Genomic DNA, 22,600 nt, shown 5'->3' on the forward strand with positions numbered 1-22,600 from the left:
GATAAATGGACGTGAAGCGCTATTTTCGCGGGCCGCTGCTGTGGATCCTGCTGTTCGGCCTCTTGGTCGCCCTTGTCATGTGGGGCCTCAATCCGAGCCGTTCATACGAGAAGACCGACACCTCCAAGGTGGTCCAGGAGATCGCGGCGGGCAAGGTCAAGTCCGCCAAGATCATTGACAAGGACCAGCGGATCGAGATCACGCTGACCGACGACACCCGGCAGCAGGCCTCCTGGGTCGACGGCCAGGGCCTCGAGCTCCAGAGGCAACTCCAGGCGCAGGCCAACGCGGGCAAGCTCCCCGGCGGCTACAACGTCGAGGTGCCGAAGCAGAACCTCTTCATGAGCCTGCTGTTCAGCCTGCTGCCCATCGTGGTCATCGTCCTCATCTTCCTGTTCATCATGAACCAGATGCAGGGCGGCGGATCGCGGGTGATGAACTTCGGCAAGTCCAAGGCGAAGCTCATCACCAAGGACACCCCGAAGACGACCTTCGCGGACGTCGCCGGCGCCGAGGAGGCCCTCGAGGAACTCGAGGAGATCAAGGACTTCCTGCAGAACCCGGCGAAGTTCCAGGCGATCGGGGCGAAGATCCCGAAGGGCGTGCTGCTGTACGGCCCGCCCGGCACCGGCAAGACGCTCCTCGCGCGCGCCGTGGCCGGCGAGGCGGGGGTCCCCTTCTACTCGATCTCCGGTTCGGACTTCGTCGAGATGTTCGTCGGTGTCGGCGCCTCCCGCGTGCGGGACCTGTTCGAGCAGGCGAAGGCGAACGCGCCGTCCATCATCTTCATCGACGAGATCGACGCCGTCGGCCGGCACCGCGGTGCCGGGCTCGGCGGCGGCCACGACGAGCGCGAGCAGACCCTGAACCAGCTCCTGGTCGAGATGGACGGGTTCGACGTCAAGGGCGGCGTGATCCTCATCGCGGCGACCAACCGGCCCGACATCCTCGACCCGGCGCTGCTGCGCCCCGGCCGTTTCGACCGGCAGGTCACCGTCGACCGGCCCGACCTGGAGGGCCGCAAGGGCATCCTCCGGGTGCACGGGCGCGGCAAGCCGTTCGCGCCGGACGTCGACCTCGACGTCATCGCCCGGCGCACGCCCGGATTCACCGGCGCTGACCTCGCGAACGTCATCAACGAGGCGGCGCTCCTCACTGCCCGCTTCGACCGCAAGCTGATCGACATGGACACCCTCGAGGAGTCCATCGACCGCGTCATGGCCGGGCCGGAGCGCAAGACCCGCGTGATGTCGGAGAAGGAAAAGAAGATCATCGCCTACCACGAGGGCGGTCACGCGCTGGTGGCGCACGCGCTGCCGAACGCCGACCCCGTGCACAAGGTGACGATCCTGCCGCGCGGCCGGGCCCTCGGCTACACGATGACCCTCCCGATGGAGGACAAGTTCCTCACCACGCGCTCGGAGATGAACGACCAGCTGGCCATGCTGCTGGGCGGGCGCACCGCTGAGGAGCTCGTGTTCCACGAGCCCACCACCGGCGCGGCCAACGACATCGAGAAGGCCACCTCCATCGCGCGCAACATGGTGACGGAGTACGGCATGAGCGAGCGCCTCGGCGCCCGCAAGTTCGGGACCGGCGCCGGCGAGGTGTTCCTCGGACGGGACATGGGCCACGAGCGCGACTACTCCGAGGACATCGCGTCCGCGATCGACGACGAGGTCCGCCGCTACATCGAGGCCGCGCACGACACCGCGTGGGAGATCCTGGTCGAGTACCGGGACGTCCTGGACGACCTGGTGGTCAACCTGATGGAGAAGGAGACCCTCTCCAAGGACCAGGTGCTGGAGATCTTCTCTCCCATCACCAAGCGCCCCCACCAGAACTCCTACACGGGGTACGGCAAGCGCCTCCCGTCGGACCGCCCGCCGGTCCTGACCTCCAAGGAGCTGGCCCTGCTCGGCCCGCAGGACGTGGCGGAGCTGACCAAGAACAACGGGCAGGGCGCCGTCGGCTCCGAGGCCGCCGATCCCGCTCAGGGCGAGAGCTGACGCCTTGGCCATGTCCATCGACGACGACGCGCCGATGCGGGAGGACCCGCCGGGGTTCGACCACGCCCGCATCGAGAAGGCGGTGCGCGAGATCCTGTTCGCGATCGGGGAGGACCCCGATCGCGACGGGCTCCGCGATACCCCGGCGCGTGTGGCCCGCGCGTACGCCGAGCAGTTCGCGGGTCTCCGGCAGACGCCGGAGGAGGCGCTGACCACCGTTTTCGACGCCATGCACGAGGAGATGGTCCTCGTGAAGGACATCGAGGTGTACAGCGTCTGCGAGCACCACCTGGTGCCCTTCCACGGTGTCGCCCACGTCGGGTACACGCCGAACAAGAAGGGCCAGATCACGGGCCTGTCCAAGCTCGCGCGGCTGGTCGACGTGTACGCGCGCCGGCCGCAGGTGCAGGAGCGGCTGACGAGCCAGGTCGCGGACGCGTTGATGCGGGTGCTGGAGCCGCGCGGCGCGATCGTGGTGATCGAGGCGGAGCACCTCTGCATGACGATGCGGGGCGTGCGCAAGCCGGGCGCGAAGACGGTGACCTCGGCGGTCCGTGGCGACTTCCGCGATCACGCCGAGACGCGCGCCGAGGCGATGAGCCTGATCCTGGGCCGCCCGTAGCGCCCGAGTCGCCTTGGAACGGTACGAACGCCTGAACGGCCCTCAGCGGCGAGCTGGGGGCCGTTCAGGCGTTGCGGGCGCCTTTCGGCGGTGATCGAGGGGGGCATCCGGGGGGTGCGGCGAAGGCATAGGGTTGACGGCATGACCAGTGCCGTCGTCCCGGGTCTTCCCGCACCAGGGCGCTGCCTCGTCATGGGCGTGGTGAACGTCACCCCCGACTCGTTCTCCGACGGCGGTTCCTGGTTCGACCCCGAGAAGGCGATCGGGCACGGCCTCGACCTGGTCGCGGAGGGCGCCGACATCGTCGACGTCGGCGGCGAGTCCACCCGTCCGGGCGCGCAGCGGGTCTCCCGGGAGGAGGAGCTGCGCCGCGTCGTGCCGGTCATCGAGGCGCTCACGGCCGAGGACGTCCCGGTCAGCGTCGACACGATGCGCGCCGAGGTGGCGGAGGCGGCGGTCGCGGCGGGCGCGCGCCTGGTGAACGACGTCAGCGGCGGCCTGGCCGATCCGGGGATGGCCCGGGTGGTGGCGGCCGCGGGGGTTCCCTACGTCGTGATGCACTGGCGGGGGCACAGCCATGACATGCAGACCCGCGCCGTGTACGCCGATGTGGTGCGCGAGGTCCGCGACGAGCTGCTGAAGCGGGTGGACGCCGTGCTGGAGGAGGGGGTCGATCCGTCGCTGATCGTCCTCGATCCCGGGCTGGGGTTCTCCAAGAGCCCGACGGCGGGCCACAACTGGACGCTCCTCGCCCACCTGGACGCTTTCACCGGCACCGGGCACCCGGTCCTCGTCGGCGCCTCCCGCAAGAGCTTCCTGACGCGGCTCCTCGCGGACGCCGAGGGCGTCCCCCGGCCGTTCACGGACTGCGATGACGCGACCGTGGCGGTCACGTCCCTCGCCGCGGCCGCGGGCGCGTGGTGCGTCCGGGTGCACCGCGTCCGCCCCAACGTCGACGCGGTGCGCGTCGCGGCCGCCGTGCGCGCGGCCCGTCCGGAGCCGGGCGGCCCGGCCGGCGTCGATGCCGACGCTCCGCGTACCGAAGCAGGAGTCCCACGGACCGAAACAGGGAGCGACGACGGATGAGCCGTGCCGTGAACCGTGCCGAGCTGGAAGAGGCGCACACGGAGTTCTACGCGGCGTTCGAGGCGGGCGATCTCGACCGCATGGCCGCCGTGTGGGCGGACGGCCCGTACGCGGCGGGGGTCTCGTGCGTGCACCCGGGCTGGACGATGCTGCGGGGCCGCGACGAGGTGCTGCGCTCCTGGGCGCTGATCATGGCGAACACGGCGTACATCCAGTTCGTCCTGACCGACGTCGAGACGGACGTTTACGGTGATCACGCGGTGGTGACGTGCAAGGAGAACGTCCTGACGGCCGACGATGACACCGAGGCGGGGTTCCTCGCGGGCGGGAGCATCGTGGCCACGAACCTGTTCGTCAGGGCCGAGGGGGAGTGGCGCCTTCTGCTCCACCACGGGTCCCCGGTGCTCAACGTCGCTGAGGCAGAGGAAGAATGAGTCTCGACCGCATCGAACTGCGCGGCCTGCGGGCCAGGGGACGCCACGGCTGCCTGCCGGCCGAGCGGGAGCTCGGACAGGAGTTCGTCGTGGACGTCGCGCTCGGTCTCGACACCCGCCCGGCGGCGGCCGGAGATGATCTGTCGCGTACCGTCGACTACGGAACGCTCGCGAGCCGTCTGGTCGCCGTCGTGGAGGGGGAGCCCGTCAACCTCATCGAGACGCTCGCCGACCGCCTAGCGACGATCTGCCTGGAAGACGCGGCGGTCGTGGAGGCGGAGGTCACCGTGCACAAGCCGAGCGCCCCGGTGCCGCACCCCTTCACGGACGTGGCCGTGAAGATCAGGAGGAGTCGTCCATGACAGCGTCCGACCGCACCGCGACCGGGGGCCACATGCTGGTCCGGCACCGTGTCGTCCTCTCACTCGGCAGCAACCTCGGCGACCGTCTGGACAACCTCCAGGAGGCCGTGGACGCGTTGTTCGACGCGCCGGGGATGGACTTCGTGGCGCTCTCCCCCGTCTACGAGACCGCTCCGTTCGCCCCGCCCGGGGAGACGATCCCGGAACAGGGCGACTACCTCAACGCGGTCCTGGTGGCCGACACCCGGCTCGCCCCGGAGAACCTCCTCGAACGGGTCCTCAACATCGAGAACTCGATGCGCCGCGTCCGGGAGGTCCGCTGGGGCCCCCGCACCCTGGACATCGACATCGTGGTGTTCGGGGACGTCACGTCCGACGACCCCGTCTTGACGCTGCCCCACCCGCGCGCGCACGAGCGGGCGTTCGTCCTCGTCCCGTGGGCCGACATCGAACCGGACGTGCTGCTGCAGGGCCATGGCAGGGTCGGCGACCTCGCCAAGGCCAGGCAGGCGGAAGGGGGACCGTCCGTCTGCCGCCGCAGGTCCGACCTGAGCCTCCAGCAGCCTGCATGAGGCCGACCCGACCGCTGTTCCTCGCGGCCCTGGTGGTGGTACTCGGCCTCATCACCTGGGCGGTGCTCCAGACGGCGTACCTGTCGCTGCCGCCACTGCCGTGGACGGCCGTCCCGACCCTGCTGCTCCTGGCGCTGGGCGAGGGTTTCACGGCCGTGAACCTGCTGCGCCGCATCCGCCGCAGGCCGGGCACGCGGCCGGTGGAGCCGCTCGCCGTCGCCCGCACGGCCGCGCTGGGCAAGGCGAGCGCGCACGCCGCGGCGGTCATCGCGGGCGTCTTCGCCGGGTTCGCCGCGAGCCTCGCCGACGCGCTTGACAAGGCCACGCCCCGGCACGACTTCTTCGTAAGCGGCGGGACGTTCCTGTCGGCGGTGGTGCTCGCCGGCGCGGCGTTCTTCCTCGAGTACGCCTGCCGGGTCCCGAAGGACCCGGACGACCGGATCGACGACCCGGGCGTCTCCCGGGCGTGAGTGGCCCCGCGTCCGGTTCGGGCTACTTGTCGACGTCGCCGACGACGAAGAACATCGAGCCGAGGATCGCGATCATGTCGGCGACGAGATTGCCCGGCAGGAGCTCGGCCAGCACCTGGACGTTGTTGTAGGACGCGGAGCGCAGCTTCAGGCGCCAGGGGGTCTTCTCGCCGCGCGACACCAGGTAGTAGCCGTTGAGGCCGAGGGGGTTCTCCGTCCAGGCGTAGGTGTGCCCCTCCGGCACCTTCAGGACCTTGGGGAGCCGCTGGTTGATCGGCCCCGGCGGCAGTTCGGCGAGGCGGTCGAGGCAGGCGTCGGCGAGGTCCAGGGACGCGTACACCTGGTCAAGGAGGCACTCGAAGCGGGCGAGGCAGTCGCCCTCCTCCCGCGTGACGACCCGCACGTCCAGGTCGCCGTAGGCGAGGTAGGGCTCGTCGCGGCGCAGGTCGAAGTCGAGGCCGGACGCCCGCGCGATCGGCCCGGACACCCCGTACTGCAGGATCTGCTCCCGGGTCAGGACGCCCACGCCCCGCGTGCGAGCGCGGAAGATCTCGTTGCCCATGATCAGGTCGGCGATGTCGCCCATGCGGGATCGGACCTCGGCGACCGCGGCGCGGGTGCGGCCCGTCCAGCCCGCGGGGGGCTCCTCCTTGAGGCCGCCCACCCGGTTGAACATGTAGTGGATCCGGCCGCCGGAGATCTCCTCCAGGACCCTCTGCAGCGACTCCCGCTCGCGGAAAGCGTAGAAGATCGGTGTGATCGCGCCCACTTCCAGCGGGTACGAGCCCAGGAACATCAGGTGGTTCAGGATCCTGTTCAGCTCCGCGAGGAGCGTCCGCGTCCACACCGCCCTGGGCGGCACCTCCATGCCCAGCATGCGCTCGACGGCGAGCACCACGCCCAGCTCGTTGGAGAAGGCCGACAGCCAGTCGTGCCGGTTGGCGAGCACGATGATCTGCCGGAAGTCGCGGACCTCGAACAGCTTCTCCGCGCCCCGGTGCATGTAGCCGACGATGGGCTCGGCGGCCGAGATGCGCTCGCCGTCCAGCGTCAGCCGGAGCCTCAGCACCCCGTGCGTCGAGGGGTGCTGAGGCCCGATGTTCAGCGTCATGTCCTCGGTCGCGAGTTCCTTGGCCCCCGCACCGATGCCGACGATCCGTTCGGTGGTCATGGTCGCGTCTCCGCCGCTCCGATCACCGGCACATCGTCCCATGGCGAGCGGACCGCGGATCCGGTTGACTAGGGGGCAATGAACGCGAGCCACGGCACACCGCCGTTCGAGCCCGCCGCGCACCCCCCGGCACAGCAGGGCGCGGCGTACCCCTCCACGCCGTCCGGCCCGGGGCGGGGCGGGCCGCCGCCGGTGGGGGTGCCGGCGCCCGTCTACCGCGCCGACCAGGCGTTCGCGCCGGGCGACGACCTCCCCTGGTCCCCCCTCTCCAAGCGCCACAGCCTGCACCGGCTGCTGTCCGCAGCGCTCTGGGCGGTGCCGGTGGGCGGTGTGGGCGGATTCCTCGTCTGGACGAACGGCACGCCCGTCGCCACCGTCCTGTGGGGTGTCGCCGTGGTCCTCACGGTCGTCCTCATGGGGGCCGTGGCCGAACTCGACCGGCGCTCCTTCGGGTACGCGGAACGCGCGAACGACCTCATCGTCACGCACGGCGTGTTCGTCAAGCGGCTCATCGTCGTGCCCTACGGGCGGATGCAGTTCGTGGACGTCACCGCCGGGCTGCTCGAGCGGTGGATGGGGATCGCCACCGTCCGCATGCACACCGCGGCCGCGGCCACGGACGCGACGATCCCGGGCCTGCCCTCCGCCGAGGCCGCGTCACTGCGCGACCGTCTCGCGCAGAAGGGCGACGAACGGAGCATGGGCCTATGAGCGGCCCTTACGGCCCCCACAACCCTCCCGGGCCGCCCGGCCACGGGCCGGCGGGAAACCCCTACCCGCCGCCCGGGCCGTACGGTCCGCAGGGGCGTCCGATGCCCCCGTACGGTGCTCCCCGGCCGATCCAGGGACCGTTTCAGGGGCCTCCGCGGCCTCCGTACGGCCCGCCCGTCCCGCATCCGCCGCCGGGGTACGGGCCTCCGTACGGCCACCCGCCCCCACCGCCGATCCGCTTCTCCGAGGGAGTCCACAGGCTGCACTGGGCGACCGCGCCCCTGCGCGCCTCCGTCTTCCTCATCGCCTACTTCGTCCTGCTGGGTTTCCCGCTCCTGCTGACCCAGACCGAGGACGGCATCACGCTGGCGCTCACCCCGCGGGTCGTGGGCAGGTTCCTCGCCGTGTCCGCGGTCATGACGGTCGTCGCGGTCGGCGCCGGGCTCTGGGCGTGGCTCGCCCTGCGGTTCCGCGTCGACGGCGACGATCTCGTGGTGGAGACCGGCCTGCTGCGCAAGCGCAAGCGCCGCATCCCGCTGTCCCGCGTGCAGGCCATCGACGTCGTCCGGCCCCTCGTCACGCGGATGTTCGCCCTGGCGGAGGTCCGGGTGGAACTTGCCGGAGGGGAGCAGAACGGGATCGCGCTGCGGTACCTCGGCCACCGCTCGGCGCAGCAGCTGCGCGCGGAACTGCTGGCCCGTGCCGCCGGCCTTCCCGGTCACACGCCCGAGGCGCCGGAGCGGCCGCTGTGGCGCGTCCCCTTCGGGGTCCTCCTGGCGTCGCTGATCGTGCGGCTGCCGGTCCTCGCCACGGTCCTGCTGTTCCTCGCCTCGCTCCTGTTCCTGCTGATGTACGCCGAGGGCGGCATGCTCGCCGTGTCCATCCCGGTCCTGCTCGCCCTCATCCGCGCCGTGATCGCCCCCATGGTGATGTACGGCAACTTCTCGGTCGCCATGTCCCCGGACGGCATACGCCTCCGCTACGGGCTGCTGGAGACGCGCATGCAGACGCTGCCCCCCGGCCGCGTCCAGGCGGTCAGCATCGTGGAGCCCGCGTTCTGGCGCACCATGGGCTGGGCCCGGGTCGATGTGACGATCGCCGGTTACGCGGGCGAGCGCCAGGCCCTGTCGTCCACCCTCCTGCCCGTGGCGCCCCGCCATGTCGCCATGCAGCTGGTCGCGCAGGTGTTCCCGGGGACGACGGTCGATGCCGTGCCGCTCGTCCCCGCGTCCTCCAAGGGCGTGGCCATCGACCGCGCCGACGGCGCCGGGACCGACGACGTGGTCTTCGTGACCCGCCACGGCTGGCCCTGCCGCCGCACCGACGTGATCGCGCACGCGCGCGCGCAGAGCGTCCGGCTCACGGTCAACCCGTTCCAGCGCCTCCTCGGCCTGGCGACCGTCCATGTGGACGCGCCGCCCGGCCCGGTCCAGGTGGCCGCCGCCGACCGCGAGCTCGGCGAGGCCCGCGCGATCGTCGACTCCACGGCGCGGCGCGCCCTGGCGGCCCGCCGGTCGGGCGGGGACCCGGCCCACTGGGCCGCGCGCTGAGGCCGGGCCGCCCTTTCGGAGGATTCGGCCGGGCCGCATATCGTGCTGGCCATGAGCGACATCGCCTATGACCCCTGGTCGCCCGCGTTCGTGGCGAACCCGTACCCCGCGTTCGAGCGGATCCGCGCCGAGCGTCCGGTGTTCTTCCACGAGCCCACCGGCCAGTGGGTCGTCAGCCGGTACGCGGACGTGGACGCCCTCCTGCGCGACCGCCGGCTGGGACGCTCGTACCTGCACATCGCGAGCCACGAGGAGTTCGGACGCGAACCCGAGGCCGAGTTCCTCAAGCCCTTCTGGGACCTCGTCCGCGCCGGGATGCTCGACGTGGAGCCGCCCGCCCACACCCGGTTGCGGCGCCTGGTGTCGAAGGCGTTCACCGCCCGGAGGGTCGAGGGACTCCGGCCGACGATCCGCAGGCTCGCCACCGAGCTCGCCTCCGGTCTGGCCGACCGGGGCGGCGGCGATCTGCTCGCCGAGGTCGCCGAGCCGCTGCCGGTGAACGTCATCGCCGAGATGCTCGGCGTCCCCGAAACCGACCGGAGCCTCCTGCGGCCGTGGTCCGCCGACATCTGCGGCATGTACGAGCTGAACCCCTCGCAGGAGGCCCAGCGGACCGCCGTCCGGGCCGCGGTGGAGTTCTCCGACTACCTGCGCGGCCTGGCGCGGGCGCGGCGCGCCGAGCCGCGCGACGACCTGATCAGCGCCCTCGCCGGGGTCGTCGACGAGGGCGACCGCCTCACCGAGGACGAGCTGATCGGCACGTGCGTCCTGCTGCTCAACGCGGGCCACGAGGCGACCGTCAACGCGACGGGCAACGGCTGGTGGTCCCTGTTCCGCAACCCCGGTGAGCTGGAGCGGCTCCGGGCGGACCACTCGCTCATCCCCACCGCCGTCGAAGAGCTGATGCGGTACGACACGCCCGCCCCCATGTTCGAGCGGTGGGTCCTGGAGGACATCGCCGTCGCGGGAGTGGACATCCCGCGCGGCGCGGAGATCGCGCTCCAGTTCGCGTCCGCCAACCGGGACCCCGCGGTGTTCTCCGACCCGGACCGTCTCGACATCGGCCGGGACCCGAACCCCCACATCACGTTCGGCCTCGGCATCCACTACTGCCTCGGCGCCCCGCTCGCCCGGATCGAACTGGCCGAGTCCTACGGGGCCCTGCTCCGCGCGGCGCCCGATCTGCGTCTGGCCGGTGAACCGCGGTGGAAGCCGGGGTACGTGCTCCGCGGACTGGAGTCGCTCCTCGTCGAACGGTGATGGGCCACCCTCGTCAGGGGTGCGCGGCCACGGCTGTGGACAACGAGGACGGGAGGGGGATGCCGACGGCTTGGGCGAGCCATCCGAATCCACCCAGCCCGGACGGGTCGGTCAGTTCGGCGTCCTCACCCGCCCTGCACAGGGCCGCGAGGTAGGCGCGCGGATCGCGATGCGCCAGATCGATCGGGGGACGCGTCCCGGAGAGCCCCAGCGCGCGCAGAGCCTCCCGCTGCGTGGTCAGCAGGGTCGAGGTCGCGCCCGCGCGCTCGCCCGCCGTGGTGCAGGCGTCCAGCGCCACGTGGGCGGTGACATCGCAGGACCCGTCGGGGACGGCGGGCACGGTGGCGCCGTCCCGATAACCCGCCAGAGTGCCGTACGCGGGACGTGACGTCCGGGAGTGCCAGTAGTCCACGGCGAGGGCGAGGCCGCTCTCCAGCCGCCGCACCACGGCCGCCCATGCGCGGCACCGGGGGTGCCCCACCTCCGCGCGGTATCCGGGCTCCTGGACCGGCCACCACCGCTCCAGCCAGTCGCGGTCCTCAGGGGAGGGGGCCGGGCCCGGGATCTCCGCTCCGCTGGACGGGTCGACCAGCATCGTGCGGATCCCGTCCGGGGTGCGCTCGACCACGTCCAGCGGAACGTTGTCGAGCCATTCGTTCGCGATGACGAGACCCGTGATGCGGTCCGGCAGGTCCGGCCGCCAGACGACGCGCTCGGAGACGTCGGCCGGGCGCGGAGCGATCTCCACGGCGGTCGGCGCCAGCCGCGCGCCGAGGTCGGCCGGCACCGCGTCGAGGACGCTGACCAGCAGCCGGCCGGAGCCCGCGCCCATATCGACGATGTCGAGCCGGTCGGGACGGCCCAGCGCGGCGTCGACGTCGACCAGGATCCGGGCCATGGCCGCCGCGAACCGCGACGAGGCGTGCACCGACGTCCGGAAGTGCTCCGCCGGACGCTCTCCGCGCCGGTAGAAGCCGCCCTCCCCGTACAGGGCCCGCTCCATCGCGGTGCGCCATGTCAGCCACTCGGAAACCAACGCCGCCACACTGTGACGGTACCGTGGGACGCCCTGCGCGGGGGTCCGGGACGCTCATCCCACGGACCTCTGTCCTCCACGGCCATCCTCAGGGTGGACCCGGGTCCGACCTTGGGTGGATACCCGGCTGACCTGCGCCTTCCTACCCTGTGTGCATGGTCGGCAAGGTGTGGGAGTGGTGGCGCGGCAAGAAGTGGCTGGTCGACGCGTTCTTCATCTCGCCGCTGCTGGTCATCGCGCTGCCAGGGCTCGGTTCCTCCGGCTACGGGATCGGGACCGGCCTGTACCTCCTGGTCAACGGAGCCCTGCTAGCCCCGCTCGTCCTCCGCAGGACCTTTCCGCTGACCGTCTTCGCCCTGGTGGCGCTCATCTCGTTCCTCCAGTGGCTCGGCGGCATCGAACCCGTTCCGTCGAACATGGCCGTCCTCATGGGCCTCTACACGGTGACGGCGGGCCCCTCGTTCCGGTGGGGCCTGGCCGCCGCCCTGGTGACGGAATTCGGGGCCGTCCTGGCGACGATCCGGTACCCGGTCGGAGCCGACGCCCAGAAGTACACCTTCGCGATGCTGACCGCCGTCGTGGCCGGGGTCTGGATCCTCGGGCTGCACATGCGGACGCGGCGCGCCTACCTGAGGTCGCTGGAGGAACGCGCCGAACGGCTGGAGCGGGAACGCGACAACGAGGTCGCGATGGCCATGGCCGCCGAACGCGCGCGCATCGCGCGCGAACTGCACGACGTCGTGGCGCACAACGTCAGCGTGATCGTGGTGCAGGCGGACGGCGCGTCCTACGCGATCGACAGCGACGTGGCGCGGGCCCGGCAGGCGCTGGAGGCGATCTCCTCCACAGGACGCCAGGCGCTGGCCGAGATGCGCCGACTGCTGGGCGTCCTCCGCGAGAACGACGACGCGGGCGTGTACGCGCCGCAGCCCGGAGTCGGGCAGCTGGACGACCTGGTGGAGCAGGTCCGCGCCTCTGGCCTGCCCGTGACGTTCGAGGTGGACGGCCCGCCCGCTGCCATGTCCGAGGGGCGCCAGCTGACGGTCTTCAGGATCGTCCAGGAAGCCCTGACCAATACGCTCAAGCACGGTGGCCGCAACGTCACCGCGGCCGTCCGCCTCCGCTACACGGAGGACGCCGTCGAGATCACGATCGTGGACGACGGCCGCGGCGCGGCGGCGTCCGACGACGGCCGCGGCCACGGGCTCGTCGGCATGCGCGAGCGCGTCGGCGTGTACGGGGGCCGCGTCCGCGCGGAGCCCCGCGCCGGGGGCGGTTTCGAGGTGGTCGCCCGGATCCCGACAGGTGAGGCCGCCTGAGGCGGCGCGGAAGGGAGAACGGATGAGTGACACGGCGATCCGGGTCGTCCTGGTCGACGACCAGGAGCTCGTACGCGCGGGATTCACGATGGTGTTGGACGCGCAGCCCGACATCGAGGTGGTGGGCGAGGCGGCGGACGGCGTCCAGGCCCTCGACCTGCTGCGCACGACGAGGGCTGACGTCGTGCTGATGGACGTCCGGATGCCGCGCATGGACGGGATCGAGGCGACCCGGCGGATCGTCGCGGGCGGCGGCCCCAAGGTGATCATCCTGACGACGTTCGACCTGGACGAGTACGCCTTCGCGGCGATCAAGGCGGGGGCGGGCGGATTCCTGCTCAAGGACGCCGGCCCCCCGCAGCTGATCGAGGCCATCAGATCGGTGCGTTCCGGAGACGCGGTGGTCGCGCCGAGCACGACGAAACGGCTGCTCGACCGATTCGCGGTGCATCTGCCGGACGCCGAGGAGAAGGCCGTCGGGGCCCTCGAGACCCTGACGGACCGGGAGGGCGAGGTGCTCGGTCTGGTGGCGCGCGGCCTGTCGAACGCGGAGATCGCCGGGCGGCTCTTCGTGTCGGAAGCCACCGTCAAAACCCATATGGGGCGCATTCTCATGAAATTGGGGCTGCGAGATCGCGTTCAGGCGGTCGTCTTCGCCTATGAGACGGGCCTGGTCAAAAGCGGTCAAAAAGATAGCAATCTGTAACGAATTGATTACTCTCTGATTACCGTCTGCCTTCGGCCTTGGAATCCCGTTGGCCTTACCGAGCGGTAGCTGAATAGCTACCGACTGTGACCTCGTCCTCGCGGACGGCGTCGCGTCCATCGGATCAGGGGCCGGCTCCCGGCCCCCTACGGGAGGATTCAGCATGATCAAGAAGCTCGCCACGACCGGCATCCTCGGCTTCGCCCTCGCGGGCTCCGTCCTGACGGCCGCCCCGGCCGGCGCGGACACCGGCGGCATCACCAGCGGCGCCGGCGGCGTGCTGTCCGGCAACCAGGTCTTCGTCCCGATCTCGATCCCGGTCAACGTCTGCGGCAACGCCGTCGCGGTCATCGGCGTCGCGGGCGCCGGGTGCAAGGGCGACGCGCACACCGGCGGCGACAGCGGCCACGGCGGCCACAGCGGTCACGGGGGCCACGGGGGTCACGGGGGTCACGGGGGTCACGGCGGTCACGGCGGCCACGGCAAGGGCGGCTACTGAGCCGGGATCGCCATCGATCCACGCTGACCGGCGCACCGGAGGCCCTCGGGGGGCCGCCGGTGCGCCGGCGCACATCGGAGCGAAGGGGGACGCACCCGTACGACTCGGGTCGTACAGAGTGGGCGCGACCCGCCCGAACGCTGACACGGATCGTGGACGCGAGGCCGACGACCGCGGCACCTGCGGTTCCTAGCGTGGATATCGATCGTCCGCGCACCGAAGGAGCCGTCTTGACCAGCACCCCAGCCAGCCCGCCCGCCGCGGCGACCGCGCACGCCGTCGCGGCCGCCGACGTGTCGAAGGTGTACGGGACCGGTGACGCGGCCGTGCACGCGCTGCGAGGGGTCGACGCCGCCTTCGACCGGGGCGCCTTCACCGCGATCATGGGTCCGTCCGGATCCGGCAAGTCGACGCTCATGCACTGCCTCGCCGGGCTCGACACGGTCACCACCGGGCGGATCATGCTGGGCGACGCCGACATCACCCGGCTGGGCGACCGGCGGCTGACACTGCTCCGCCGCGACCGCGTCGGGTTCGTCTTCCAGGCGTTCAACCTCCTGCCGACGCTCACCGCCGAGCAGAACATCCTGCTGCCGATGGAACTGGCGGGCCGCAGGCCCGATCGCGCCTGGTTCGACCATGTCGTGGACGTGGTGGGGCTGCGCGAACGGCTCCACCACCGGCCGAGCGAACTGTCCGGCGGCCAGCAGCAGCGGGTCGCGTGCGCGCGGGCGATCGTCGCCCGGCCCGACGTCGTCTTCGCGGACGAGCCCACCGGCAACCTCGACTCGCGGTCCGGCGCCGAGGTCCTCGCGTTCCTGCGCGCGTCGGTGCGGGAGATGGGCCGGACGGTCGTCATGGTCACCCACGATCCGGTCGCCGCGTCGTACGCCGACCGGGTCGTGTTCCTGCGCGACGGGGCGATCGTCTCGGAGATCGTCCGGCCGACCCCCGACACGGTCCTCGACCGCCTGAAGAGCCTGGGGGCCTGAGCGATGCTGAAGACCACCCTGGCCGGCCTGCGGGCGCACAGGCTCCGCCTCCTCCTCACGGCGATGGCCATCACGCTCGGCGTCGGGTTCATCTCCGGGACGTTCGTGCTCACCGACTCCATGGACAGGGGCGTCGGGAAGACCTTCGCCCGCTCCGCGGGCAAGGTCACGGTCGCGATCCTGCCCGAGGACGGCGGCATCCCGGCGAGCGTCCTCGACGAGGTCCGCGCCCTGCCGGGGGTCGTCGAGGCCCAGCCGAAGGTCGAGGGGGAGGCGGCCCTCCTCGGCAAGGACGGCAAGGCCGTGGGCGAGATGCCCACGCTCGGCGTCTCGGTCCCGTCCGGCAGGCTCCTGCGCTACGACGTCGACGAGGGACGCGTCCCGTCCGGCGCGGCCGAGGCGGTCCTGGACGCGAAGGTCGCCGAGCGTGAGGGGTTCGAGGTCGGCGACACCATCACCGTCCTCGACCGCCGCGCCCGCCCGCACCGCTTCACCCTCGTCGGCATCGTCGACTTCGGGATCGACCAGGAGATCGGCTACCGGGGCGCCGTCGGCTTCGACGTTCCCACCGCGACGCTGATGACCGGCGAGAGGACCTACCGGGAGATCGACCTCGCGGGCGGGGACAAGGCCGCGGTCGCCGCCGCCGTCGGCGACCGGTACGAGGTCCGCACCGGCCAGGAGCTCGCCGCGAAGCTCGCCCGCGAGGCCGGCGCCGACACGAAGGTCATCCGGGCGGGCCTGCTGCTGTTCGCCCTGGTCGCGATGCTCGTCTCCGCGCTCGTCATCTACAACACCTTCGCCATCCTGATCGCGCAGCGGATGCGGGAGATGGCGCTGCTGCGCTGCGTCGGCGCGACCCGGCGCCAGGTGTTCGCCGGGGTGCTCGCCGATTCCGCGGCCGTCGGGCTGGCCGGTTCGCTGCTGGGCCTCGCCGCGGGCCTCGGGCTCGGCGCGGCGGCGCTCGCCGTGGTCGGCCGGTTCGCGGACATGCCCGTCGAAGGACTCACTCTCACCGGACGCGCCGTCGCGATCGGACTCGGCGTCGGCATCGCCGTGACGCTCGCGTCCGCCGTCCTCCCGGCACGCTCCGCCACTCGCATCGCGCCGGTGGCGGCCCTCCGCACCGAGCTCGAACCGGGCACCGGACGGTTCCGGCTCGGCCGCCTGCGGACCCTGTTCGCGTCCGTCCTGGTCCTGACCGGGCTCGGCTTCGGTGTGCTCGGGTCCGTCGTGATGGAGAAGGGCCAGGCCGCCATGTACCTCGTCGCGGTCTCCGGCGGAGTCTTCTTCCTCGGTGTGATGGCGGCGATGCCCGCGCTGATCCGGCCGTTCGGCCGGGTCGCCGGGGCCGTCCCGGCGCGCTTCGGCGGCGTCCCCGGGCGGCTCGCGGTCGCGAACGCCCAGCGCGCCCCCCGCCGCACCGCCACCACGACGATCGCGCTGACCGTCGGCGTCGGGCTGATGAGCCTGTTCGCGGTGGTCGCGGCGAGCGGCAAGGCGACCGCCGCCGCGAAGGTGGACGAGCAGTTCCCGGTCGACTTCCAGATCAGGGCCCAGCTCACGGACGAGCCGGCGCGGCTTCCTCGCGCCCTCGCCGCCTCCCTCCGCGCCCGTCCCGAACTGGCCGCGGTGATCGAGGTGCGCGACGCCCGGCACGGATCCGGGCGGACGGTCACCGCCGTGACCATGTCGGCGCTCGGCACGATCATCAAACCGGCGATGGCGGAGGGCTCGCTGTCCGACCTCCGGCCGGGCACCGCGATGGTCGACCAGGGCACCGCGAAGGACGAAGGACTGCGGCTCGGCGACACCGTCGAGATCGCCACCGCGCGCGGCACCGTCCCCGTCCGGCTGGCGGCGGTCTACGGGGAGGGCATGCCGTTCACCGGGCTCATGGTGCCGGAGACCGATTTCGACCGGTACTTCACCGTCCGGGACCCGTCGACCATCTTCGTCAAGGCGCGCGAGGGGATCCCCGGCGCGACCGCCCGCAAGGCGGTCGAGACCGCCGCCGACCCCTATCCGATCGCGCGGATCAGCTCGGCCATCGAGCTCAAGGAGTCGCTCGGCAACGCCATCGACATGATCTTGATGATCTTCGCCGGGCTGCTCGGCCTCGCGATCGTGATCGCCCTGTTCGGCATCGCGAACACCCTCACGCTGTCGGTCGTGGAACGCACCCGCGAGTCCGCCCTTCTGCGCGCCCTCGGCCTGACCCGCCGCCAGCTCCGCCGGATGCTCTCGATCGAGGCGATGGTCATGGCCGTCATCGGCGCCGGCACCGGCGTCGTCCTCGGGATCGGTTTCGGCTGGGCCGCGACGAACGCGATGGCGAACGACTCGGTCTTCGCCGTCCCCTACCTTCAGGTGATCACTTATGTGGCCCTGGCGGCGGCCGCCGGGACCCTGGCGGCCGTCCTCCCCGCCCGCCGAGCTGCGAAGACGTCGATCGTGGAGTCGCTGACCCACGACTGACCGCGGCCTGGCTAGAGTGTCTGGATAATCACCGAGAGTGGCTGATCAATCTGTCTCGACCGCCGGACGAAACGGACCACAGGGGCGCACGAGCACCAACCCCTGCCCCAGCCGTCAACCGACCTGTACCGTCGCGATCGCGAGCGAAGCCAGGTTCGAGCGAAGCAAGAACCTGATCGCGCAGCGAGCCCCCGGGCGAGTCGAAGCGATGCAGCGATCGCACCGCAGTGCCCGCCGAAGGAAGGCGCTCAAGCGCCTGACGCCAAGGGCACTGCAGAACAACACGGTAGACTCCGTCCGCACGTCCGGTACCTACGTTATGAGGACTGGAACGGATATTCGATGGATGCAGAGCTGACGCCCTTTTCCGGCGTGCCTGGAAACGGGCCGGACGCGGCCGGCCGGCCCGCCCGGCTCGCGGTCGGTGTCGTGGGGGCGGGCCGGGTCGGCACCGCGCTCGGTGCGGCGCTCGGACGGGTGGGTCATCGCGTCGTGGCCGCCGCCGCGGTGTCGGAGAGGTCTCGCGAGCGGGTGGCGGACCGGCTGCCCGGTGCCGCGGTCGCGACGCCGGACGAGGTCGTGGGGGCCGCCGATCTCGTCCTGCTGACCGTGCCGGACGACGCGCTGCCGGGCCTCGCCGCCGGGCTGGTGGGGGCCGGTGTCCCGGTGGACGGCAAGCTGATCGCGCACCCCAGCGGGCGGTACGGCACCGCCGTCCTCGACCCGCTCACCCGGTCCGGGGCGCTGCCGCTGGCCCTGCACCCGGTCATGACCTTCACCGGACGCCCCGACGACGTGGACCGGCTGAGCGGGATCTCGTTCGGTGTCACCTCGCCGGATCCGCTGCGTCCGGTCGCGGAGGCGCTGGTCCTGGAGATGGGCGGCGAGCCGGTCTGGATCACCGAGGAGCGCCGGCCGCTCTATCACGCGGCTCTGGCGGGCGGCGCGAACCACCTGGTCACCCTGGTGGTCGAGGCGATGGACCTGCTGGGCGCGGCGGGCGTCGCCGAGCCGGGCCGCATGCTGGGGCCGCTGCTCGGCGCCGCGCTCGACAACGCGCTGCGGCTCGGGATCGACGGCCTCACCGGCCCCGTCGCCCGCGGCGACGCCGGGACCGTCGCGGACCATGTCGCCGAGCTCGCCCGGGTGTCGCCGGAGAGCCGCCGCGCGTACGTCGCGCTGGCCCGGCTCACCGCCGACCGGGCGCTCGGCGCCGGAATGCTCAAACCCGAGGACGCCGAACGGCTCCTCGAAGCGCTGGCCGACTGATCGAGGCAGGAGCCCATGACACCCGTCATCGTGAGGACCCGCGCGGAGCTGGCCGCCGCCCGCACCGGCGTCGAGGGGACGCTCGCGCTCGTCCCGACCATGGGCGCGCTGCACGAAGGCCACCGGTCGCTGATCCGGAGGGCCCGGGAGATCGCCGGGACGGTCGCGGTCAGCGTTTTCGTCAACCCGCTGCAGTTCGGGCCGAATGAGGACTTCGACCGTTATCCGCGCACGTTCGCCGACGACGTGGAAGCCTGCGCCGCCGAGGGGGTGTCCATCGTGTTCGCGCCCTCCGTGGACGTGATGTATCCGGCGGAACCACAGGTCACGTTGAAGTCGGGGCCGATGGGCGCCCGGGTCGAGGGTGTGACCCGGCCGGGGCATTTCGACGGAATGCTCACGGTCGTCCTGAAGTTGTTGAACCTGGTGAGACCGGACGTGGCCGTCTTCGGGGAGAAGGACGCGCAGCAGCTCGCGATGATCCGCCGGATGGTGGCCGACCTGAACGTCCCGGTCGAGGTCGTCGGGGCGCCGACCGTCCGGGAGCCGGACGGCCTCGCCCTGTCGAGCCGGAACCGCTACCTGACCGAGACCGATCGCAGTACCGCCCTCGCCCTGTCCCGGGCGCTCCGCGCCGGCGCGGACGCCGTGCCGGACGGACCGTCCGCCGTCGTCAAGGCGGCACGGGCCGTCCTGGACGGGGCCGGACCCGCCCTCCACCTCGACTACATCGTCCTCGTCGACCCCGCGACCTTCCTCGAGGTCTCGGACGCCCACACCGGTCCCGCCGTCCTCGCCGTCGCCGCGCGGGTCGGCACCACCCACCTGATCGACAACACTCCCCTCGAGTTCCCGAAGGAGCACTGATGTTCCGGACGATGTTCAAGTCGAAGATCCACCGCGCCACGGTGACCCAGGCCGACCTGCACTACGTGGGATCGCTGACGATCGACCAGGACCTGATGGACGCGGCCGACCTCCTGCCGGGGGAGCAGGTCCACATCGTCGACATCGACAACGGCGCCCGCCTCGAGACCTACCTGATCGCGGGCGAGCGCGGCTCCGGCGTGATCGGCATCAACGGCGCCGCCGCCCGCCTCGTCCAGCCCGGCGACCTCGTGATCATCATCAGCTACGCCCAGCTCACCGACGCCGAGGCCCGCGAGTTCCAGCCGGCGGTCGTCCATGTCGACCGCTCCAACAAGATCATCTCCTTGGGCGGCGACCCGGCCGAGCCCGTCCCCGGCGGCGACGGCCTCCGCGGGGACCTCGTCCACCCCGTCTGAAGCCCGACTCATCGGACCCGCCCGGCGCCGCGAACCGGTGAACGGGTGCTCTGACGTGCGGCGGTGAGCGTGAACGCGCTCCCCGCGGCGGGTGCCGGGCGGGTTGTGGCGGGGGCGGGGGAACGAATCCCGCACGGTTAGTGTCAAAATGACGAGAACCGACCTCGGAGGAGGGCCCATGATCCCTTCCAGCCTCGCCGCGCCCCGTCCCGGCTGGACCGCCGATACCGACACCGTCGTGATCGGGTCCGGCATCGCCGGGCTGGTCACGGCCCTGCGCTGCCGCCCGCACGGGCGGGTGCTGCTCGTGACCAAGGCGCTGCTGGACGCGGGATCGACCCGCTGGGCGCAGGGCGGGATCGCCGCCGCTCTCGCCCCCGACGACAGCCCCGAGGACCACCTGGCGGACACGCTCACCGCCGGTGTCGGGCTCTGCGACGTGGACGCCGTCCGCGCCCTCGTGACCGAGGGGCCGGATGCCGTCCGGCGGCTCATCGACCTGGGCACCGCGTTCGACCGCGCCGAGGACGGGGAGATCGCGCTGACCCGGGAGGGCGGCCACCACCGCCGCCGCATCGCCCATGCCGGGGGCGACGCCACCGGCGCCGAGATCAGCCGCGCGCTCCTCGCCGCGCTCAAGGACTCGGGCGTCGAGGTCGTCGAGCACGCGCTGGTCCTCGATCTGCTCCGGGACGCCGCCGGCCGCGCCACCGGGGTCACCCTGCACGTCATGGGGGAGGGGCAGCCCTGGGGCGTCGGCGCCGTCCGCGCACGGGCCGTCGTGCTCGCTACGGGCGGGCTCGGGCAGGTGTACTCCGCCACCACCAATCCCGAGGTGTCCACCGGCGACGGGGTCGCGCTCGCCCTGCGGGCGGGGGCGGACGTCACCGATCTGGAGTTCGTCCAGTTCCACCCCACGGTGCTGTGGCTCGGCGAGGGCGCGCGCGGGCAGCAGCCGTTGATCTCCGAGGCGGTGCGAGGCGAGGGCGCGCACCTCATCGATCAGGCGGGCACGCGGTTCATGGTCGGACGGCACGAGCTCGCCGAGCTCGCCCCGCGCGACGTCGTCGCCAAGGGGATCATGAACCGGATGCGGGAGACGGGCGCCTCCCACATGCTGCTGGACGGGCGGCATCTCGGCGCCGCGATGTGGGAGGACCGCTTCCCGACGATCCTCGCCGCGTGCCGCCACCACGGCATCGATCCGGTCACCGAGCCGATCCCGGTGGTGCCGGCGGCGCACTACGCCAGCGGAGGCGTGCGGACCGATCTGCACGGACGCGCCTCCGTTCCCGGCCTGTACGCGTGCGGCGAGGTCGCCTGCACGGGCGTGCACGGCGCCAACCGCCTCGCGTCGAACTCCCTCCTGGAGGGCCTCGTCTTCGCGAAGCGGATCGCCGATGCCATCTCGGCGGAGCAGGCCGCCATCGGTCCAGACGGGCCCGCCGAGGCTTCGGCGAGCGCGTCCGGGGACGCCGGCGCGGCCGAGATGGGCGGCGTTGATCCGGGGGCGGAGGGCGCCCGGGACGGGGCGGGTGATTGGCTTGGTCCGTCCGAGGGCGGCGGGTTGGTCGACCCGGAATGCCGGGGGGAGATACAGCGCATCATGACGTCCTGTGCGGGGGTGCTGCGGGGGGCCGAAGGGCTGTCCCGCGCGGCGCGCGAGCTGGAGGCGCTCGCGGCGCGCGGGGGCGACGTGGAACCCGGGGTCAGGGCGTGGGAGGCCACCAACCTGCACGCGGTCGCCACGGCGATCGTCGCCGCCGCGCGGCTGCGGGAGGAGACGCGGGGGAGCCACTGGCGCGAGGACTTCCCCGAGCGGGCCGACGCCCGGTGGCGCGGTCATCTCGTCACGCGGCGGGCGGGGAACGGCCTCGTGACCGCATACGAAGAAGGACGGTTCGCATGACTCCGGAACTTACGGGCGCGCTGCGGGACGCCGGGCTCGATCCCGAACATGTGGAAAACCTCGTCCGCACCGCGCTCGCCGAGGACGGCGAGGTCGATGTCACCAGCGAGCCGATCTTCGCGCCCGAGGACGAATCGACGGGGGACTTCACCGCGCGCGAGAGCGGGGTCGTGGCCGGGGTGCCCGTGGCCGCGGTCGTGTTCGAGGTGATGGGCGTCCGGTACGAGGCCAAGGTCCGGGACGGTGACCGGGTCGTCCCGGGGCAGGTCCTCATCTCGGTCCACGGGCGCACGCGGGCCGTCCTCAGGGCGGAGCGGACGGCCCTGAACCTCCTCACGCACCTGTCGGGAGTCGCCACCGCCACCCGTCAGTGGGTGGACGCTCTGGAGGGCACCAAGGCCGAGGTCCGCGACTCCAGGAAGACGCTGCCGGGCCTTAGGGCGCTGCAGAAGTACGCCGTGAAATGCGGTGGCGGGGTCAACCACCGCATGGGGCTGCACGACTCCGCGCTCATCAAGGACAACCATGTGGCGGCGGCCGGGAGCGTCACCAAGGCGTTCGAGGCGATCCGGTCCATGTACCCGTCCCTGCACATCCAGGTGGAGTGCGACACCCTTGAGCAGGTCGAGGAGGCCCTCGAAGTGGGTGCGACGTCCATCCTGCTGGACAACATGACCGACGCCCAGATGGCGGAGGCGGTGCGGACCGTGGCGGGCCGGGCAAGGCTGGAGGCGTCCGGGGGCCTTACCCTGGACAGGGCCCGAGACGTCGCCGTGACCGGCGTGGACTACCTTGCGGTGGGCGCGCTGACGCACTCGGCCCGCGTGTTCGACATCGGCCTTGACTTCTCCTGACCAGC

General features: G+C 72.0%; 22 protein-coding genes. 20 read left to right on the forward strand and 2 right to left on the reverse strand.

Features of this window, described 5'->3' with window-relative positions:
* The first annotated feature begins 5 nt into the window (after positions 1-5).
* The 7 genes from ftsH to IE99_RS0103735 all read left to right on the forward strand — a co-directional run bounded on the left by ftsH (position 6) and on the right by IE99_RS0103735 (position 5,555).
* Positions 6-2,009: an ATP-dependent zinc metalloprotease FtsH gene (gene ftsH, locus IE99_RS0103705; RefSeq protein WP_030163668.1), complete on the forward strand. Its 2,004-nt coding sequence runs from the start codon at positions 6-8 to the stop codon at positions 2,007-2,009.
* Positions 2,010-2,019: 10 nt separating this feature from the next.
* A complete protein-coding gene (gene folE, locus IE99_RS0103710; RefSeq protein WP_030163670.1) occupies positions 2,020-2,631 on the forward strand; it encodes a GTP cyclohydrolase I FolE in 612 nt (203 codons plus the stop codon).
* 141 nt (positions 2,632-2,772) lie between these two features.
* Positions 2,773-3,717 carry a dihydropteroate synthase gene (folP, locus tag IE99_RS0103715; RefSeq protein WP_051711915.1) on the forward strand — a complete coding sequence of 315 codons (945 nt, stop codon included), beginning with the start codon at positions 2,773-2,775 and terminating at the stop codon, positions 3,715-3,717.
* Entirely contained in the window at positions 3,714-4,151 is a 438-nt protein-coding gene (locus tag IE99_RS0103720) for a nuclear transport factor 2 family protein (RefSeq protein ID WP_030163674.1), read from the forward strand. The genes folP and IE99_RS0103720 overlap by 4 nt, the downstream gene beginning before the upstream one ends.
* Positions 4,148-4,513: a dihydroneopterin aldolase gene (folB, locus tag IE99_RS0103725; RefSeq protein WP_030163676.1), complete on the forward strand. Its 366-nt coding sequence runs from the start codon at positions 4,148-4,150 to the stop codon at positions 4,511-4,513. The genes IE99_RS0103720 and folB overlap by 4 nt, the downstream gene beginning before the upstream one ends.
* A complete protein-coding gene (gene folK, locus IE99_RS0103730) occupies positions 4,510-5,085 on the forward strand; it encodes a 2-amino-4-hydroxy-6-hydroxymethyldihydropteridine diphosphokinase (RefSeq protein ID WP_030163678.1) in 576 nt (191 codons plus the stop codon). Before folB ends, folK begins: the two co-directional genes overlap by 4 nt.
* Positions 5,082-5,555: a DUF3180 domain-containing protein gene (locus IE99_RS0103735; RefSeq protein WP_030163680.1), complete on the forward strand. Its 474-nt coding sequence runs from the start codon at positions 5,082-5,084 to the stop codon at positions 5,553-5,555. Before folK ends, IE99_RS0103735 begins: the two co-directional genes overlap by 4 nt.
* A 22-nt stretch (positions 5,556-5,577) precedes the next feature.
* On the opposite strand, the gene IE99_RS0103740 is transcribed toward IE99_RS0103735, so the two are convergent.
* Positions 5,578-6,726, reverse strand: coding sequence for an NADH-quinone oxidoreductase subunit D (locus tag IE99_RS0103740; RefSeq protein WP_030163682.1), 1,149 nt, complete (start codon positions 6,724-6,726; stop codon positions 5,578-5,580).
* Positions 6,727-6,804: 78 nt separating this feature from the next.
* Between IE99_RS0103740 and IE99_RS0103745 the strand changes: the two genes are divergently transcribed.
* The 3 genes from IE99_RS0103745 to IE99_RS0103755 all read left to right on the forward strand — a co-directional run bounded on the left by IE99_RS0103745 (position 6,805) and on the right by IE99_RS0103755 (position 10,247).
* Positions 6,805-7,437: a PH domain-containing protein gene (locus IE99_RS0103745; protein WP_084219260.1), complete on the forward strand. Its 633-nt coding sequence runs from the start codon at positions 6,805-6,807 to the stop codon at positions 7,435-7,437.
* Between the two features lie 101 nt (positions 7,438-7,538).
* The gene (locus IE99_RS0103750) at positions 7,539-8,987 is read left to right on the forward strand and encodes a PH domain-containing protein (RefSeq protein WP_084219261.1); all 1,449 of its coding nucleotides are present in this window, start codon (positions 7,539-7,541) and stop codon (positions 8,985-8,987) included.
* 51 nt (positions 8,988-9,038) lie between these two features.
* Positions 9,039-10,247 (forward strand): cytochrome P450, encoded by a 1,209-nt coding sequence (locus IE99_RS0103755; RefSeq protein ID WP_030163685.1) that lies wholly within the window; start codon positions 9,039-9,041, stop codon positions 10,245-10,247.
* 13 nt (positions 10,248-10,260) lie between these two features.
* Here the strand turns inward: IE99_RS0103755 and IE99_RS0103760 are convergent, their stop codons facing one another.
* Complete coding sequence (locus IE99_RS0103760) at positions 10,261-11,292, reverse strand: SAM-dependent methyltransferase (RefSeq protein WP_342666177.1); 1,032 nt, start codon at positions 11,290-11,292, stop codon at positions 10,261-10,263.
* Positions 11,293-11,438: 146 nt separating this feature from the next.
* Here IE99_RS0103760 and IE99_RS0103765 point away from each other — a divergent pair, with 146 nt between their 5' ends.
* The 10 genes from IE99_RS0103765 to nadC all read left to right on the forward strand — a co-directional run bounded on the left by IE99_RS0103765 (position 11,439) and on the right by nadC (position 22,595).
* A complete protein-coding gene (locus IE99_RS0103765) occupies positions 11,439-12,602 on the forward strand; it encodes a sensor histidine kinase (protein ID WP_030163690.1) in 1,164 nt (387 codons plus the stop codon).
* A gap of 22 nt (positions 12,603-12,624) precedes the next feature.
* A complete protein-coding gene (locus IE99_RS0103770) occupies positions 12,625-13,308 on the forward strand; it encodes a response regulator transcription factor (RefSeq protein ID WP_030163691.1) in 684 nt (227 codons plus the stop codon).
* Between the two features lie 163 nt (positions 13,309-13,471).
* Positions 13,472-13,807, forward strand: a complete 336-nt coding sequence (locus IE99_RS0103775) for a chaplin (RefSeq protein ID WP_051711917.1) — start codon at positions 13,472-13,474, stop codon at positions 13,805-13,807.
* 230 nt (positions 13,808-14,037) lie between these two features.
* Complete coding sequence (locus IE99_RS0103780) at positions 14,038-14,799, forward strand: ABC transporter ATP-binding protein (protein ID WP_030163703.1); 762 nt, start codon at positions 14,038-14,040, stop codon at positions 14,797-14,799.
* A gap of 3 nt (positions 14,800-14,802) precedes the next feature.
* Entirely contained in the window at positions 14,803-17,277 is a 2,475-nt protein-coding gene (locus IE99_RS0103785; RefSeq protein ID WP_030163705.1) for an ABC transporter permease, read from the forward strand.
* 342 nt (positions 17,278-17,619) lie between these two features.
* Positions 17,620-18,546 (forward strand): Rossmann-like and DUF2520 domain-containing protein, encoded by a 927-nt coding sequence (locus IE99_RS0103790; RefSeq protein ID WP_051711919.1) that lies wholly within the window; start codon positions 17,620-17,622, stop codon positions 18,544-18,546.
* Between the two features lie 15 nt (positions 18,547-18,561).
* Positions 18,562-19,413, forward strand: a complete 852-nt coding sequence (gene panC / locus IE99_RS0103795) for a pantoate--beta-alanine ligase (protein WP_030163709.1) — start codon at positions 18,562-18,564, stop codon at positions 19,411-19,413.
* Positions 19,413-19,832 (forward strand): aspartate 1-decarboxylase, encoded by a 420-nt coding sequence (gene panD, locus IE99_RS0103800; protein WP_030163710.1) that lies wholly within the window; start codon positions 19,413-19,415, stop codon positions 19,830-19,832. Before panC ends, panD begins: the two co-directional genes overlap by 1 nt.
* 178 nt (positions 19,833-20,010) lie before the next feature.
* Entirely contained in the window at positions 20,011-21,741 is a 1,731-nt protein-coding gene (locus IE99_RS0103805) for an L-aspartate oxidase (RefSeq protein WP_030163711.1), read from the forward strand.
* A complete protein-coding gene (gene nadC / locus IE99_RS33545) occupies positions 21,738-22,595 on the forward strand; it encodes a carboxylating nicotinate-nucleotide diphosphorylase (protein ID WP_030163712.1) in 858 nt (285 codons plus the stop codon). The genes IE99_RS0103805 and nadC overlap by 4 nt, the downstream gene beginning before the upstream one ends.
* Positions 22,596-22,600 lie beyond the last annotated feature (5 nt).

The organism is Spirillospora albida (assembly GCF_000718255.1).
Taxonomy (GTDB): domain Bacteria; phylum Actinomycetota; class Actinomycetes; order Streptosporangiales; family Streptosporangiaceae; genus Spirillospora; species Spirillospora albida.